The organism is Pseudoalteromonas sp. MEBiC 03607 (assembly GCF_004792295.1).
Lineage (GTDB): Bacteria > Pseudomonadota > Gammaproteobacteria > Enterobacterales > Alteromonadaceae > Pseudoalteromonas > Pseudoalteromonas lipolytica_C.
The window spans coordinates 2,382,558-2,398,516 of sequence record NZ_SRRY01000001.1 but is presented as its reverse complement, the minus strand read 5'-3'; the positions used below and the strand labels follow the sequence as shown (position 1 = coordinate 2,398,516).

Here is a 15,959-nt window from a genome sequence, read left to right as displayed (position 1 = left end):
GGGTTATTTATTTTCAATTTGCAATCAATAACCCAAACATTTTGCAAAATGCAAAGCAATAGGTAAATCATGTTAGTAAAAGAGCAAATCAAACGGTTACTATATTTAGGACTTTATGCGCTATACACGCGTATTAAGCTTTTTATAATCCCGTTTTGTATTGTGCCACTCGTCGTGATTGTGCTTGCTTTATTTGCACAAAAACAATACAGCAATCATGCAACTATTTTAATCGAAGAATCTGCACTACTTAACCCATATTTAGATGACTTATCTTTCTCATTTCAATTATCAGATCGTATTGCAGCGTTACGCACCTTAGTTATCAGTCGCAAAGTACTTATCTCTGTAGCGAAAGAAACACAATTAATCCCTGAAAATGCCAGCAATAAACAGGTTGAAGAAATACATCAACAGTTGTCTAAGGCTTTATCTTTATCTTTGATTGGTGATGAGCTGGTCCGCATCAACTTTATTTGGCATAACCAAGCACAAATGAAGCCAGTGCTTGAAAAGGTCGTTGAAAAATTTATAGAGCGTTTACTTGCTCCAACTAAAGCTTCTCTGGATACGTCTGAGCAATTTTTCTACATACAACTTGATAGTCTACGTGAAGAATTAGAGGCTTCAGAAGAAGCACTAGCAGAATTTAAAAGTCAAAACAGTAATACTTTACCAGCCGTGCTTCATAGTAACCGGCAAACATTTGATACCTTACTAACTGAAAAACAACAAAAAATGATTGCTCTATCTGGTGCAAAAGCAAAGCTTAACGCACTGGTAAGTAAAGTAGGGCAAGCAAATCCTATTTTAGGAAACTTAGAAGAAAAAATAATCCGTACAGAATCAGAACTCAGTTTGCTGCGCACTCGCTATACCGATAAGCACAGCAAAATCATCGAGAAAAAACGTACCCTCGTTAATTTAAAAAGCCGTCAACAAGCATTACTAGAGAAAAGCGAACAGTTAAGTACAACAAATATCGATCAGCTTTGGCAGTTAGTGAACACCTTACCTTCTCAAGATAACAAAGAATCAAGTGTATTGGTTTCTCAACTGTTAGCACTTGAAGAGGCACGCAACAACTTACTACAGCAAGAGCAAGAGTTTGCCATGTTAGAAGAGCAAGTGAAGCTAGTGAGCGATCGTTTATTAGTGACCAGTGATGTTGAAAAGCAATTACGTAAACTCGAGCGTGACTATGAAGTAAAACAATCACTATACAAAGATATGCTCAGTCGTTACGAAATGGCCAAAGTGACCGGCAAGCTCGTTAAATATGAAGGCCCTGACAAAGTTAAGACAATTGAACGCGCATATAGCCCAACGCAACCAATAAATACCTCAATTATGATGACTGCAATTGTAGGTCTTATCTTAGGAATATTTACAGGTGGTGCAAGTGTGTTTGTTGCAGCCCTTTGTGATAGCCATTTAAAAGACACGCAAACCATTGAAAAGTTAACTAACACTGAGGTGGTAACAATACTTCCTATCGTCAATAACGGGGAAATAACCGGCATTATTGAAGGAGAAAAATCATGAATGTTATGCATTTAGTTCAGCACTTACAGGTAGGTGGTTTAGAAAAAATGGCAATAACGCTGCTTCAAAACAGTCAATTTAAGCATTCAAGTATTATTGTTTCGCTTGAGGGGGATAGAAATACTGCATTTGAACAGTGGCCTGAGCTTGAGCCTTTCAGTCATCGCGTCATTTGTTTAGATAAAAAGCCAGGGATCAGTTTATCTGTTATAGCTAAAATCAAAAGTCTAATCAAAGAGCATGATATCGACATAATACATAGCCACCACATTGGGCCATTGATTTATGCGGGTATAGCAAGTTCGTTATCGCAAGGTTCAGTAGGGCATATTTCAACAATACATGACGCATGGTACCTCACTAATACAAAGCAACGCACTTTTACAAAGTTATTAGATTCGTTAACTAATATATATTGGGTTGCTGACGCACGCATTGTTGCAGACGAATTTAGAGCCAAAACTGCGATTATACCCGAGCACACTATTTTAAATGGCATAGATTGCGAAAACTTTATGGCTATTGATGCTAAAGCAGCTCGTGAACAATTCAACTTACCAAATAATGTTAGGTTAATCGGCTGCGCAGCAAGACTTATAGAAGGGAAGGGTCATAAAGATATGATTCATTCACTTCGCTACTTACCCGATGATTTTCATATGGTATTTGCAGGAGATGGAGACCAAAAAGAGTATTTATTAAATTTGGTAAGAAGCTTGCACTTAACTTCGCGGGTTCATTTTTTGGGAAATGTACATGATATGCGTGCATTTTATTCAAGTATTGATGTGATGTGTTTGTACTCTCAACGCGAAGGCCTTCCACTTTCAATAATTGAAGCAATGGCATGTGGTATTCCAATTGTGGCCAGTGATGTGGGAGGCATTCATGAAGTCGTTACTCCAGAGCAAGGTGAACTTGTCAGTGTTAATGACTTTAATCAACTTGCTCCTGCAATTCAAAGAGCTTGTACTTTACCGCGGGGACTCTGTATCCGTCACCATGCTATTAAGGTTGCTGATGCACGAACAATGAGCAGTAAATACGATAATTTATACTCAGCACTGCTGATGTAGGAGGTTAGTATGACATTTGTTACGCTTCTATTTATTACCTTGGTGTGTGTTGTTATATATCACCATATCGGTTACCCAATTTTGTTAAAACTGATTGCCTCAAGAAAGTTAAAACCAACTACACAGCAAGAGTGTGCTGATAAGTATCAACCAAAAATTGCGATTTTAATGTGCGCTTACAATGAACAGCAGCACATTGCTGAGAAGCTCCATAACCTAGCCTCATTAATTTATGATAACAGTCGCTATTCAATCCATGTTTATTTTGATGGCTGTACAGACAACACGATAGAACAGGCAATGCAAGCTCAACAAGTGCTTCATAGCCAAGGAGTACAGTGCTTTTTTCATATTCGCGATGAGAATATGGGAAAAGTACAAGGCTTGAATACCCTGATGGGCATTGCAAAATATCAAAACGATATTCTACTTTTTACAGATGTCAGTGCCTTATTAAGCATTGATGTGCTCGATAAAGTTGTAGAGCATTTTGTTAATCCCTCTATCAGTATTTTAACCGGTGTGTACACATTGGATGACGATGCACCTGAGTCACAAAAGGTTTATTGGCATTACCAAAATCAAATTAAGAAATCAGAATCGAACCTTGGTGCTGTTATTGGTGTCCCTGGTGCTATGTTCGCTATGCGCTCAAGCGATGCGTTTGAACTTGAACAAAACACCATAAATGACGATTTTGTTTTATCGATGAAAGTATTGGGCAAAGGGGGCAAGGCGGTACTCGACGAAGACGTTGTGATATACGAACGTGATTGCGATTCACAAAGCGATGATTACACCCGCCGCGTACGTTTAGGCGCCGGAAATTGGCAACAAATTAAAGCCTTAATGATTTTGTTAAATCCTCGTTTAGGTTGGACTTTTCTTAATTATTTTTCTCATAAAGTTCTGCGTGGTGTAATGCCTATTATTCTAGCCATTATCTATGCCAGCATTTTTTTTGAGGCATTTATTGCACACACATTGTGGGCACAAGCTCTTGCAACAGCTATAGCGTCTTTACACATTACACATATAGTCAAAGCAACTTGCCAAATTACAACACCTATACCTTTGATTGATAAGATCAACTATATATTAAATAGCTACTTCTTAGCATTGTGGGGAATCATTCGCTACGAATTTGGCTACTTTAACAAACCTTGGAAACGGGTTAGGTCAATTCGTAAGGCCTCAACCAAAACGCTAGTTAAAATAATAAAACGCACAATTGATATTGTTGGCGCGCTAGCACTTCTCACGCTTGTATGGCCAATCTGCTTAATAACTGCTGTTGTAATTAAACTTACCTCAAAAGGCCCAGTGATATTTAAACAGTTGAGAGTGGGCGAAAGCTCAGATGAATTTGTGTCGCTTTTTTACGTTTATAAATTTCGCTCTATGGTTGTTGATGCTGAGTCACACTCAGGTGCTGTTTGGGCAAGTAAAGATGATCCAAGAATAACAGCGGTTGGCCGTTTTATGCGTAAAACCCGTATCGACGAGCTTCCGCAACTTTTTAATGTTCTTAAAGGAGAGATGTCTTTAATAGGCCCTCGACCTGAACGCCCAGTTTTCTACGGCAAACTGGAAAAAGATATTCCCTATTTTTGTCAACGTACTTACGGGGTGAAACCGGGTATCTCAGGTCTTGCACAAGTAATGAACGGATACGACGAAACAATAGAAGACGCCAGAAGTAAGATAGGTTGGGATTACGCTTATTCATTGAGTATGTCTTCTCCTGTTGCATGGGCAAAATTAGAATTATCAATTATCCTGCGAACCTTACTTGTTGTTTTCACAGGTAAAGGACAATAACAGGTTCTGCAAATTACGTTGCATAATGCAATTTTTGCTATCAAAAATGTTTGCATTATGCATCAGCCAGCCTTTATTGATATATAAATCAATGCGTTATAAACTGGCACTGTAGTTGTACTGTTAACTATGACTAACCAAATACAAAGGTAGAAGATCATGGCTAACAACACAAAAGTATCTGTAGACAGTAAATACATCACACTCCCAAATGATTTTTCGGGCCTTGCAGTAGACGGCTTTAAAGATCAATTCGAAGAAGTAGCACAAGGTAAACAAACCAACGTTGTACTCGATTTTAGTGAAACAACTTTTATCGACTCATCAGGTATAGGTGCGATGGTCTTTTTATATAAACGCATTGAGAAGAAAGGCCAAAAGCTGTCATTACTTAATGTCTCTGGTCAGCCTCATAAGTTAATGAGTCTGTTAAGAGTAGACAAAACAATCCCTTTCATTGAACAAAATGATATAGCTTGAGGTGAGTTATGAAGCACACACTCTTTATCATAATTTTGCTCACGTTAGGTGGATGTGCTTCTTGGCCTGATGAAGGGCAAGGCGGCTGGGCTGAAAAATATCAGAACTACCCGTTAACCGATGAGCAAAACGAGCTTATTTACGATACACAGGAAACCATTGTACTTAGTGAGTTTGAACATCATGTACTCAAACTTGATTTACTAAAAGCACAAGGTATTCAACAATGTATGCCTGCTCAATTATTAAAAGCACAGATATATGAAAACCGCATTCGTCGACTCATTGCGGCTAAAATGTGGGCTGATGCCGAGCATGATTTACTCGTTCATTACCATGGACTAAATCAACTAACTAAACACTTCGAGACGGTTAATGCTTTGACTAAATGCGGTGTAGCAACAAAAGCAGAAGAACCAATGAGTGTTTCTCTAAAAGAACAGATCACAGAGCTTTTGAATAGCGATAATCAATTTTCGTTAAACGACTTTCAGGTAACGCCGAAGTATCTCTCACGCTTAGCACAAGCTGCTGATCTAATTAAACAAGTGAAAAATGTTGAGTTATTGCTTGTCGGTCATGCTGATATTAGTGGTCAGCAAATAACAAATTATGAACTGGCTTTTAAACGCGCCGAAACAGTGAAACATTGGCTGGGTGTTTATGGTGTAAACCCTGCAACTATGACCACCCTAACGCAAGGAAGTTTATCGCCTTACAGCGAACAACCTGATTCAAGTTTTAAGCGCCATTCAGATAGACGTGTGAACGCGATTATTATCGACAAGGGTGACGAAAAAGCAAATGAGCAACATCCTGCATTATCTAGTTGGACGAAAATCTTAAACGGGCCTAAGGAGTAATACCATGAAACAATTACTTTTATTACTTTGTTTAATTTTTTTCGCAACCACAGTGGCTGCTGAAGAAATCAAAGTGGGCAATAAGCTTTTCGTCTATTTACCTGGTGAAGCTGATTTTTCTCAACCATTTGAGGTAGATAAAGATGGCTCTATCACACTGCCTGAGCTGGGTCGTTTTAATGTGGCGGGCTTAGAACTTAAAGAAATTGAAGCACAGCTCAAAAAATCACTCAGTGAAGTCTTTGTTGCAATGGATGATTTTTATGTAGAAATACATTCGCGCGATATCTTTATTAATGTAATGGGTTATGTGAATGAACCTTCACAAGTTAGTATTCCAAACGACGGTAACATTCAAATGGTAATAGCCAGAGCTGGGGGCTTAAAACCCGGCGCCCAACTAGACCGCTTACAAATCCGCCGTGCAAATGAAGTTATAGAGTTCAACTATAAAGCGTATCTAGACTCAGGCAACATAGATTTACTACCCAGCTTACAAAGCGCTGATACTGTATTTGTGCCTGTTTCTCCGCTATTAGGTAATGTACAAATTGATTTTGATGCTCAAACATTAAGTGCTTCTGGCGATGCGAGCGATAACAGTGCGATTACTTTATTGGGTGAAGTGCACAACCCGGGTAGTTTCTCTTTTAAAGAAAATATGAGTGTGCTAGATGCATTAATGCGTGCAGAAGGCGTAACTCGCTATGCTGATGTAACTAAAATTCGCGTCATTGTTGATAAAACCCCAGTGGTATTTGATCTAAAAGCATACTTAGATAAACCAAGCAACGATACCATGCCAGAGCTCAAAGCGGGCTCTACTATCTATGTACCAATTATGGTCGATGATGTGAATACCACATCAAGAACCGTGTACATCATGGGAGAGGTGCAAAAGCCTGGTGCCTATGAAGCCGCAGAAAATACAAGCTTTTTAGATATTCTTGCTAATGCTGGAGGGCCAACACGCTTTGCAGAAACACGCCAGATAAAAATTCTTACTCCCGCAGGTGAAAGCATCTTATTTGATTTACAAGGCTACAGTGAAGGCCTTATTAACGCAAAAGTACCTAACTTAAATCCGGGTGATGTAATTTTTGTACCAGAGAAAACCGATCAAAATGAGAAAAGCTGGTTAAAGGTTCCACCTAAGCGAGCAATTAAAATCATTGGTGCGATCATGTCACCAGGACGCTATGAGTGGAGTCAAGAAATGGATTTTACAGATTTACTCGCCCATGCCGGCGGCCCAACAAAAGGGGCCAATATAAACGACATTAAAATTGTTAGAAATGGCGAAGTGACAAAACGCTTTGATTTAGAGCAATACACAATTAGTGGCGCTAAAAAGCATGCGTTACCGAGTTTACAAGCGGGTGATACCATTATAGTTGAAGAGTTACCTGTTGACCCTGCAGACAACAAATCACAGTGGATCCGCCAAGAGTCTGGAAAATCAATTTATATTATGGGGCAGGTTGGTTCACCTGGTCGATATGCTTTTAATACCAACATGCACTTTATTGATATTTTGGCTGCAGCTGATGGCCCGACCGATAATGCAGACCTACGTAATATTCGTATTACTCATCGTAATGGTAATACGGCTAAAGTTAGCAGGTTAAACCTTGCAATGTATTTTGAAACCGGCGATGAAACATTATTTCCCCATGTTTTACCTGGCGACACCATTTATATCCCAGAAAAAAACAAAGACTGGTTACGTACACCTAAAGAGCAAGTTGTTCGAATCATGGGCGCAGTTGAAAAACCAGGACGCTATAGCTTTGACGATACCATGACAGTGCTTGATGTTTTAGCAGAGGCAGGCGGTCCATCAAGTTCAGCACTCATCGACAAAATCGTGGTTGTGAACCACTCTTGCTGCAAAGAGCAATCAAGAGTATTTGATTTAGAAGAGTTTGTGAAAAACCCTAACTCAGCCTATATACCAGTTCTTCGAGCGGGCGATACACTTTATGTCCCTGATAAAGGGCAAGACTTAATGAGTCAATTTAAATCAAACTTCTTAGATTTTATTACTGTGCTAGCTTTAGTGGTGGGCTTATGAAATTAATTCCTGCGCAATACCAAGAACTAGAAGCTGTGTGTAACGAAATAGATAATGCTAAAGCACGTTGCATTTGTTTTATTTCTTTAACAGGCAATGAAGGGTCAACGTCATTGTGTGCAAGTGTTGCTAGACGTTTAAGTTTACAAGGTTCAAGAGTACTAATTATCGACTTGAACCCTTTAAACCCTTTTAAATTGAATTCGCAAACAAAAGCAGAATCATGGTGTTTTAGTGATATATCTTGTCAGCTTAATATTATTAATACTGATTATGTTGATTTATTAACCATGCAGCACCTAAAAGAGCTGGAATCGGTAAAAAATAAAACAGTACTCAATGATGCGATTGAACGAATAAAGCAAGAGTACGATTTTATTTTTTTAGATATGAGCCCGGCCTTGAAACGTAACCGAGGTAATGTGCCGCTGCATGCATTAAGTCTGTGTACTGAATTAACCTTTTTGACAGTATCACTTGGTTACAACAATGAAGAGGCGCTGTGTCACGGGGTCGCAAATTTAAACAATGCGGGGATAAAAAATATAAAAATTGTTGTTGCTCAACATCAGTTTGCACCGCTTGGTAGTCGTATTTTAAATACACTCAATAAATACCAACAAAAGTGGCCAACACTCACTAATTTTTTAATTAATAAAGTGATCAAACAACGTTGGTTATTTGTTCCTTACTGAGGCCTTGTATGGATTGTTTATATCAAAAATCATTTCAATTAGATTGGCCTATTGTTAGTGAGATCCGCCATATTCTAAAACATGTATTAACAGCTATAAGTGTTAAAAATCAAGATATTGATGCTGCCGGCTTGGTTGCTACTGAGTACCTAACAAACTTGCTACGTCATAGCGAGGAAAGTGATAAAAAGCTGCAGTTTTCAATGTATAAATTACCTAAAAATAAATTGCTTATAGAGTTCACTGATGCAATGCCAAGCTATAATTTGTTTGAGAATCATAGCTCTGATTGGCATCTAGAAAGTGGTGAGTTAGTAGAAGGTGGTATGGGTGTAGCGCTTATTAAGCACTACTTCCCAAATGCTAAGTACACATCAGAGAAGCACAAAAATACCTTTTCATTTCATTTATCAAACATTGATAAACGACCAACACTGATTTATATCGATGATGACAAATCTCAGTTAGCTTTGCTAAATGCTTATCTTTGCAACCACTTTCAGGTAATTTGCTGTGAAGATATAGAGTCAGGTTGGCAAGAGCTACTTACATCGGGCGCAACGGTTTTGTTACTTGACCATAAACTAAAAAATGGCACAAGTGAGCCATTATTAAAAAAATTAAATCAGTCAAATATAAAAACAAATTTATCAGTAGTCATGCTAACCGGAGATGATAGTGATGAACTTATTAAACGGATAAATTTATTAGGGGTTGATGACTACTTAGTTAAACCCGTAACAAAAACTAGATTACTACAAAGTATTGAACGAATTGTTCATCGATTCTCTGCGTTAAAATATTTAATTAACGAAGAGCGAATGCAAACACAGCGTAGCTTAACAGATCATACCGCCTATAATTTTGGCTCGATTATTTCACAAAATGGTGGCGATTTCTGTTTATATCCCCACCAGCCACAAAAGCCAGTTATCTTAGGAGATATGATGGGGCATGGCATTACAGCTTTAAAAGAAAGCTTCGCCATTAAAGGTTTTTTGAGTGGCTGTTTGGCCACAGAGATCCCCTTACAAAATGTTCTTAGCACCTTAAACACAGCACTCTGTGAACAACGACTGTGTAAATCGAGTTTAGTGACCTTATTAATAACATTTATAGAAAACAACACATTCCATTGGTTCAATGCCGGTCATCCTGCTCCTTGTGTTATTACTAAAAAAGGGCAGTTAATACAGTTAACTGGAACAGACCCTTTACTTGGTTTAAGTGATGAACATCACTACTCACATTACCAATATGACCTGAGTGATGTTGAGCATATTTTACTATTTACTGATGGCTGGTTAGACAACCAACATTTTAATGAGGTGGGTCAACACATAGCAAATTTACCGGCCGAAGATCTTCACAGTGAACAATTTGCATATAAGCTTTGGCAATCAAGCCAAGTTAAACTATCAGACGAAGTTGATGATGCATCTTTAATTGTCATCAATAAACACTAAATATAGAGTTTACAAAGTCACCAATTAAGCACTAAGCTACTAGTAAGGAACTGTAAAATAATCACTTTATCTCAGCATAAAAACTATAAAAAGGAAGCCAGTAATGCCACCTAAAATACTCATTGTTGAAGATACTGAGTCACTCGCCTTGATGTATCAGTCTTATCTGATTCCAACGGGAGTGAAAACACGCATCGCTTATAACGGTGAGCAAGCAATGTGTGCATTACAAGAATTCGAGCCTGACTTAATAATTTTAGATGTCATGCTACCCGATATAAATGGCTTGGATATTTTATCTTCGTTAGACTCAGACACCGCACCACAAGTTATTGTTCTTACAGGTCATGGCACCAAAGAAATGGCCATTAAAGCCATTAAACTCGGCGCGAGTGACTTTTTAGAAAAACCAATAGAAGCCGATCGTTTTAGGATCACCGTAAATAACGCGCTTAAATTAAAAGACTTAAAGCAAACGGTAAAAAGTTATCAAACTACATACGAAAATGGTAAATATTTTGATTTGATTGGTAGCTCAAGCGTGATGCAGTCAGTTTATCAAATCATAAAATCTGCATCGGCAAGTAAAGCAACCGTGTTCATCACCGGTGAAAGTGGTACTGGTAAAGAGTTGTGTGCACGTGCTGTGCATTTAGCATCACCTCGAGCTAATAAGCCTTTTGTTGCTCTAAACTGTGCAGCTATTCCTAAAGACTTAATTGAAAGCGAAATATTCGGACACTTAAAAGGCGCTTTTACTGGTGCTATAGCAAATCGAGAAGGAGCCGCAGGTCAAGCTGATGGCGGCACGTTATTTCTTGATGAACTTTGTGAGATGGATATCAACTTACAAAGCAAACTACTGCGTTTTATTCAAACGGGATGTTATCAACAAGTAGGCAGTGAAAAAGAAGTAAAAGTCGATGTACGCTTCGTTTGCGCTACCAATCGAGACCCGTTACTAGAAGTACAAGAAGGTCGCTTTCGGGAAGATCTCTATTATCGTTTACACGTTATTCCAATAGCCTTACCGCCACTAAAACAACGGGGCAAAGATGTTATAGAAATTGCTGATGCGTTATTTAAAAAAATAAGTAAAGAAGAAAAGCGTCAATATAAAGGGATGTCTGAAGGCGTAAAAAACTTATTTTTGGGCTACAGTTGGCCTGGTAATGTTCGTCAATTAGAGAACACGATTCGTAATATTATGGTGTTACATGATGAATCATATATCGAAGTGGATATGATCCCCGCATTACCTCAATCCTCTAATCAGAATCAATTAGCATCGTTGCATCAAGTACCGCAACCAGAAGTCATTATTACTGCTGTAGATACAGGCTTGCATACTGAACAAGCTACCATGAATGACACTTTGTTGACGTTCACTCAAGCAGACATTGAACCATTATGGCTTGTTGAAAAACGTTACATTGAACAAGCTATACAAGCATGTGATAACAACATTCCTAAAGCAGCTGCTTTATTAGATGTGAGTCCATCTACGATTTATCGTAAAATTAAAAGTTGGGAAGAGATGCAAGTAAGCTAGAGTTATAGACTCTATCTAGCTGCTTAAATTGCTGCTCTCCAGAAAAACGTTGTTTAACAAGTCTTTGTGCATTGCCTAGCATGTAATTTCTTTGATCAACACTCAACATAAGTACGTTGTTTAGCTGTTTATGCAAAGCATCGCTTGTACTTCCAGTCATCATTAACCCATTTGATAGGTGTTTTATTATCTGAGGTAACTGACCAGCAGGCGATGCAATAACGAGTACCCCGTGTGCCATTGCTTCTAATGCCACCATAGGTAGACCTTCAGCCCGAGAGCAGATCACCAATACATCAAGTTGTTGCCATATTTGTTGTTGCTCACATTGGCCATGATAACTCACCGCTGACAAATCAAGCTCATTGACCATAGGGCCATCACCAAACATATGAAATTTTAAGTTAGGTGTGTTGAAACGTTTGGCTGTTTCAATAAAAATGTCAGGGCCTTTTTCATGGGATAAACGACCAACAAATCCAACGTTTAATTGATCATTATTTTTTAGACCTAAATCTTTAGTAGATTCATTTACTGGAATAAAATTTTCGAGTAATTCAGCATTGTAAAGCTCTTCGGTGAGTTTGCTAGAAACAGCAAAGTTAAGTGAAAAGTAACTTAGCAATTTGTCGAGCTTATTGTAAAAATAAACCTTACCCGTGCCTGCTTCTCCAGCATGATAAGTTGAAATACAAGGGCGGTTTTGCCAGCGACACACTAACTTGCCCATGATACTTGCCTTGTACCCATGGGTATGGAGTAACGCTGAGCGAGGAAACATTTTTAGTATTTCGTTCAAGCTTTTTAAATTTCCGCCAGCAAAACCGAAAGTGATATTTGCATTTTCTAAGCGCTCATATAATTCATGGTTATTATGATCTTGATAAAATAGTACCGAGCTCATAATATTATATCGTTCTAACAGCTTACTCATGGCAATCAAATGGCTTTCGATGCCACCAATTAAGCTTGAATCTACGAATAAAATAACACTATATTTCATATTCACTCCAAGGTGAGGCCATGATAGATACTGCGACCTATACGCAATTACAACAGGATGTTGGTGACGACCTAGCAAAACAACTTTTGCAGGTATATATCACTGAGTCCCGCCAAATCGTTGCTGATCTTGCTGACGCAACGAAACAGTCTGAAATCGAAATAAATGCCCATAGTTTAAAAAGCAGTAGCCGTAGTTACGGGGCATTAGCCGTAGGCGGCCTTGCAGAACAAATTGAGCAAAAAGCGAAGGCATCACAATTTGACGATGAACTACAAAGCTTAATAGCCTTACTGCAAGACCAATTTGCACGAACGCTAACTCACGCGCAAAGTTTGATTGCTACTGACTAGTTCCTCAGCTTCTAGGCTTAACGGCATTTTTAATATTTCGCCAAATACATTACTTAGCTGCTCAATGTCGTGTTGTTGATTAGCCGATTTCACCACATCATTAAAATGCGAAACAATTTCACTAAGTGCATCTAAAGAAATACTTAAATCGCAAAAACTATAGCCCAGCATGCCTTCAAGCCAGTCAACAGGTTTCATATCGAGCGATTTAATAACACTGGTTTCTTTAGCTATGTTTTCAATAAACACTCTACATGCCGATGTGTTTTGTACGGCTTTGGCAATATCTTCTACTAACATGGCTGGCATAACACTGGTAATCAGACTGCCTGGGCCAATAATAAGCATATCTGCGTTTTCTATTGCTTGAATAACACCTGGTGCGGCATTTACATTTTGAGAAAGGGTGACGTAATCGGGTAATTCTGCCAGAGAATCAATTTCGCATTCGCCAAATACTTTTAAACCAGCAGGTAACACCGCAAGTAAATCGGTAGGTTCATCTGACATGGGTAAAATAGTTTCAGAGTTTCCTAACATTGCGTTAAACCATGCTACTGCTTGAGTCGCAGAGTTTGTTTGCTGCGTTAAACTTAATAATGCTAAATTACCCAAGCTGTGGCCGTCGAGTTCACCGCCATTAAAACGGTGGTGAAATACTTGATGAATAAGTGAGTCATTATCTGCAAGCTGTAAACAACAGCGCCGTATGTCACCCAATGCAACAACATCTTGACTATTTCTTAGCTTGCCAGTGCTACCACCATTATCGGTTGTTGCTACAATCGCAGTTAGCTCTGCACAATGAGGTCTTATAGCACTGAGCATATGAGATAAACCATGGCCACCACCAATGCATACTATTTTCATGATTCTTACCCCTTATTCGTTCAATACTATTTAAAAGCATAGTCTGTACCAAAAGGTTAAGTTTTATAAGGTAATGAAATTTAAATACTTTATTTTCTAGGTTTAGTGTCTACACTAAAAGTGGGGCATTTATTTGCAATATGCGACGCAATATCAACGTGGAAAAGCAATGGCTGAATTAAATTTACAACAGTTACAGAGTGAACTTCGCAAGTTTCACTGTATAAATGACAGTCGAGCGTTGAAAGCGCAGCTTGAACATGTATTAGCGCCGTACTTTACTTTTAACGAACTTTGTTTAATCAATATCGAACATGACAAAGCATCTTTCGAAATGAGAACCACAAAACACCTTGAATTTGATGAACAATTACTAAAGGAAATACTAAAATCCAGTAACGACGAATGGTGTTTTTTTAATACTAACCATGTTTTCCTAAGCTCAGAGCCACTTAATGATGCCTTGATATTTAAAGTCGCCTTGTCTGAAGAAAGCATGCAATGTTTTGTGTTTTTTTCAGTTAAAGAAAGTGACTATTTTTCTAAAAAAGCATCAACAGCGCTCCATGTGCTATTACAGCAAGTTGCATGGCAGTATTCGCAATTAACACGTTTAAATAGGCAAAAATTTCATTCAACCTCGTTATTAACTCGCCTTGGAGAGCTGTCAGAATTATTTAGAGACTTTGCCAGTGAATGGTTTTGGCGCACCAATAAAGAAGAGCGGTTTATTAATGTGCTGACCACAGCTAGCCACAGTAATTTATATAAACGTCATTTTTTACATAAAAATTTCGATGTGATCATTACTCAGCAAGAACAAAAACAGCTTAAAAAATGGTCTCACTTTAAGCACCTTTTAGCCGAGCATGCTGAGTTTCTTGATTTTGAGTTTGAAGTTAACTCCTCACCATCGGCATGGGTATCATTTAGTGGCAAGCCACAGTTTGATGCGCAGGGTCAGTTTAGAGGCTACCTCGGAATTGCAAAAGATATCACAGTAAACAAAGACCGTGAGCAAGCTTTGCAATTAGCAAAAGAAAAGGCAGAAGAAGCGAATCTTGCTAAATCTAAATTTTTAACCGTGATGTCACATGAAATACGCACCCCTATGAATGCGATAGTCGGAATGTTAGATTTACTTGCTGATTCAAAACTTAGCGACAAACAAAGCCGCTGGCTTGATTATGCTAATTCAAGTGCCGATTTATTACTTGATTTAATTAGTGACGTACTGGATTTTTCTAAAATTGAAAGTGGCTCATTAGATTTAGACATAAAAGCAACCGACATCAATGCCTTGGTGAAGAATATTGCGTCACAGTTTTTAGAGATAACGCAAGGCACTAATGTTGTTTTTTCTACACAAATCAAAGACGGCTTACCGGATAAAATAAATATTGATAGTGCGCGAGTAGGGCAAATACTTTTTAATATTCTTGATAATGCTTTTAAGTTTACCAAAGTGGGTACGGTTAATTTTGTAGCAGATTACACTGACCAATACCTACACTTTGAAATATCAGATACCGGGCAGGGAATATCTCCTTCGCATATTGATTCAATTTACGATGCCTTTAAACAACATGACTATGGTGTAAACCGGCAGATTGAAGGGGTTGGTCTTGGCTTAAGCATAACAAAGAGCCTTGTTGATCTAATGAAAGGGGATATTAAAGTTGTTAGTGAACAAAATGTAGGTACTAAGTTTACTATTCAGATCCCCTATACGGTTGTCAGTGCTGATACCAAAGTAGTTGACGACGAAAACACATTAGAGCCTATCGCTATTTTGGTAACTGAAGACAATAAGACCAATCAAGTGTTGATTAAAGCTTTCTTAGAAAAGCTTAATCACCATGTCACATTGGCTGATCATGGCCAACAAGCTATTGAAAAGTTACAACAACAACACTTTGATTTAGTTCTTATGGACATGATGATGCCCGTTATGGATGGTATAACCGCAACAAAGTACATTCGTGATGAATTAAAGATGACCTTACCCATAGTAGCGTTAACAGCCAATGCTTCGCATCAAGATAAAGCAATCTGTATAGATGCGGGAATGAACAAAGTATTAACTAAACCGATTCGTTTTCATGATTTAAATAGGGCTTTGAGGGTACTATTTAGTCAGTAACAAAGCCCCGAAGGGCCT

The 15,959-nt window shown here is 38.3% G+C and carries 13 protein-coding genes; 11 read left to right on the top strand and 2 right to left on the bottom strand.

Features of this window, described 5'->3' with window-relative positions; translation table 11 throughout:
• Positions 1-69: 69 nt before the first annotated feature.
• From E5N72_RS11035 to E5N72_RS10995, 9 genes are all read left to right on the top strand, one after another.
• Positions 70-1,545 carry a GNVR domain-containing protein gene (locus tag E5N72_RS11035; protein WP_135924576.1) on the top strand — a complete coding sequence of 492 codons (1,476 nt, stop codon included), beginning with the start codon at positions 70-72 and terminating at the stop codon, positions 1,543-1,545.
• Complete coding sequence (locus E5N72_RS11030; protein WP_135924574.1) at positions 1,542-2,621, top strand: glycosyltransferase; 1,080 nt, start codon at positions 1,542-1,544, stop codon at positions 2,619-2,621. The genes E5N72_RS11035 and E5N72_RS11030 overlap by 4 nt, the downstream gene beginning before the upstream one ends.
• A 9-nt stretch (positions 2,622-2,630) precedes the next feature.
• A complete protein-coding gene (locus E5N72_RS11025) occupies positions 2,631-4,442 on the top strand; it encodes a sugar transferase (protein WP_135924571.1) in 1,812 nt (603 codons plus the stop codon).
• A 159-nt stretch (positions 4,443-4,601) separates the two neighbouring features.
• On the top strand, positions 4,602-4,922 hold the full coding sequence (locus E5N72_RS11020; protein WP_135924568.1) for an STAS domain-containing protein: 321 nt from the start codon (positions 4,602-4,604) through the stop codon (positions 4,920-4,922).
• 8 nt (positions 4,923-4,930) lie between these two features.
• The gene (locus E5N72_RS11015) at positions 4,931-5,785 is read left to right on the top strand and encodes an OmpA family protein (RefSeq protein ID WP_135924566.1); all 855 of its coding nucleotides are present in this window, start codon (positions 4,931-4,933) and stop codon (positions 5,783-5,785) included.
• Positions 5,786-5,789: 4 nt separating this feature from the next.
• Complete coding sequence (locus E5N72_RS11010; RefSeq protein ID WP_135924564.1) at positions 5,790-7,859, top strand: SLBB domain-containing protein; 2,070 nt, start codon at positions 5,790-5,792, stop codon at positions 7,857-7,859.
• Entirely contained in the window at positions 7,856-8,554 is a 699-nt protein-coding gene (locus tag E5N72_RS11005) for an AAA family ATPase (RefSeq protein WP_135924562.1), read from the top strand. The genes E5N72_RS11010 and E5N72_RS11005 overlap by 4 nt, the downstream gene beginning before the upstream one ends.
• Before the next feature lie 8 nt (positions 8,555-8,562).
• A complete protein-coding gene (locus E5N72_RS11000) occupies positions 8,563-10,020 on the top strand; it encodes a SpoIIE family protein phosphatase (RefSeq protein WP_135924559.1) in 1,458 nt (485 codons plus the stop codon).
• Between the two features lie 103 nt (positions 10,021-10,123).
• Complete coding sequence (locus E5N72_RS10995; RefSeq protein WP_135924557.1) at positions 10,124-11,572, top strand: sigma-54 dependent transcriptional regulator; 1,449 nt, start codon at positions 10,124-10,126, stop codon at positions 11,570-11,572.
• Here the strand turns inward: E5N72_RS10995 and E5N72_RS10990 are convergent.
• Positions 11,541-12,575, bottom strand: a complete 1,035-nt coding sequence (locus tag E5N72_RS10990) for a glycosyltransferase family 4 protein (protein ID WP_135924555.1) — start codon at positions 12,573-12,575, stop codon at positions 11,541-11,543. The two genes, E5N72_RS10995 and E5N72_RS10990, sit on opposite strands and share 32 nt — an antisense overlap.
• 20 nt (positions 12,576-12,595) lie before the next feature.
• On the opposite strand from E5N72_RS10990, the gene E5N72_RS10985 reads away from it, so the two are divergent.
• Entirely contained in the window at positions 12,596-12,928 is a 333-nt protein-coding gene (locus E5N72_RS10985) for an Hpt domain-containing protein (RefSeq protein ID WP_135924552.1), read from the top strand.
• Here E5N72_RS10985 and yvcK read toward each other — a convergent pair.
• Positions 12,893-13,798: a uridine diphosphate-N-acetylglucosamine-binding protein YvcK gene (gene yvcK / locus E5N72_RS10980; protein WP_135924550.1), complete on the bottom strand. Its 906-nt coding sequence runs from the start codon at positions 13,796-13,798 to the stop codon at positions 12,893-12,895. The two genes, E5N72_RS10985 and yvcK, sit on opposite strands and share 36 nt — an antisense overlap.
• Before the next feature lie 169 nt (positions 13,799-13,967).
• On the opposite strand from yvcK, the gene E5N72_RS10975 reads away from it, so the two are divergent.
• Complete coding sequence (locus E5N72_RS10975) at positions 13,968-15,941, top strand: response regulator (protein WP_135924548.1); 1,974 nt, start codon at positions 13,968-13,970, stop codon at positions 15,939-15,941.
• Positions 15,942-15,959 lie beyond the last annotated feature (18 nt).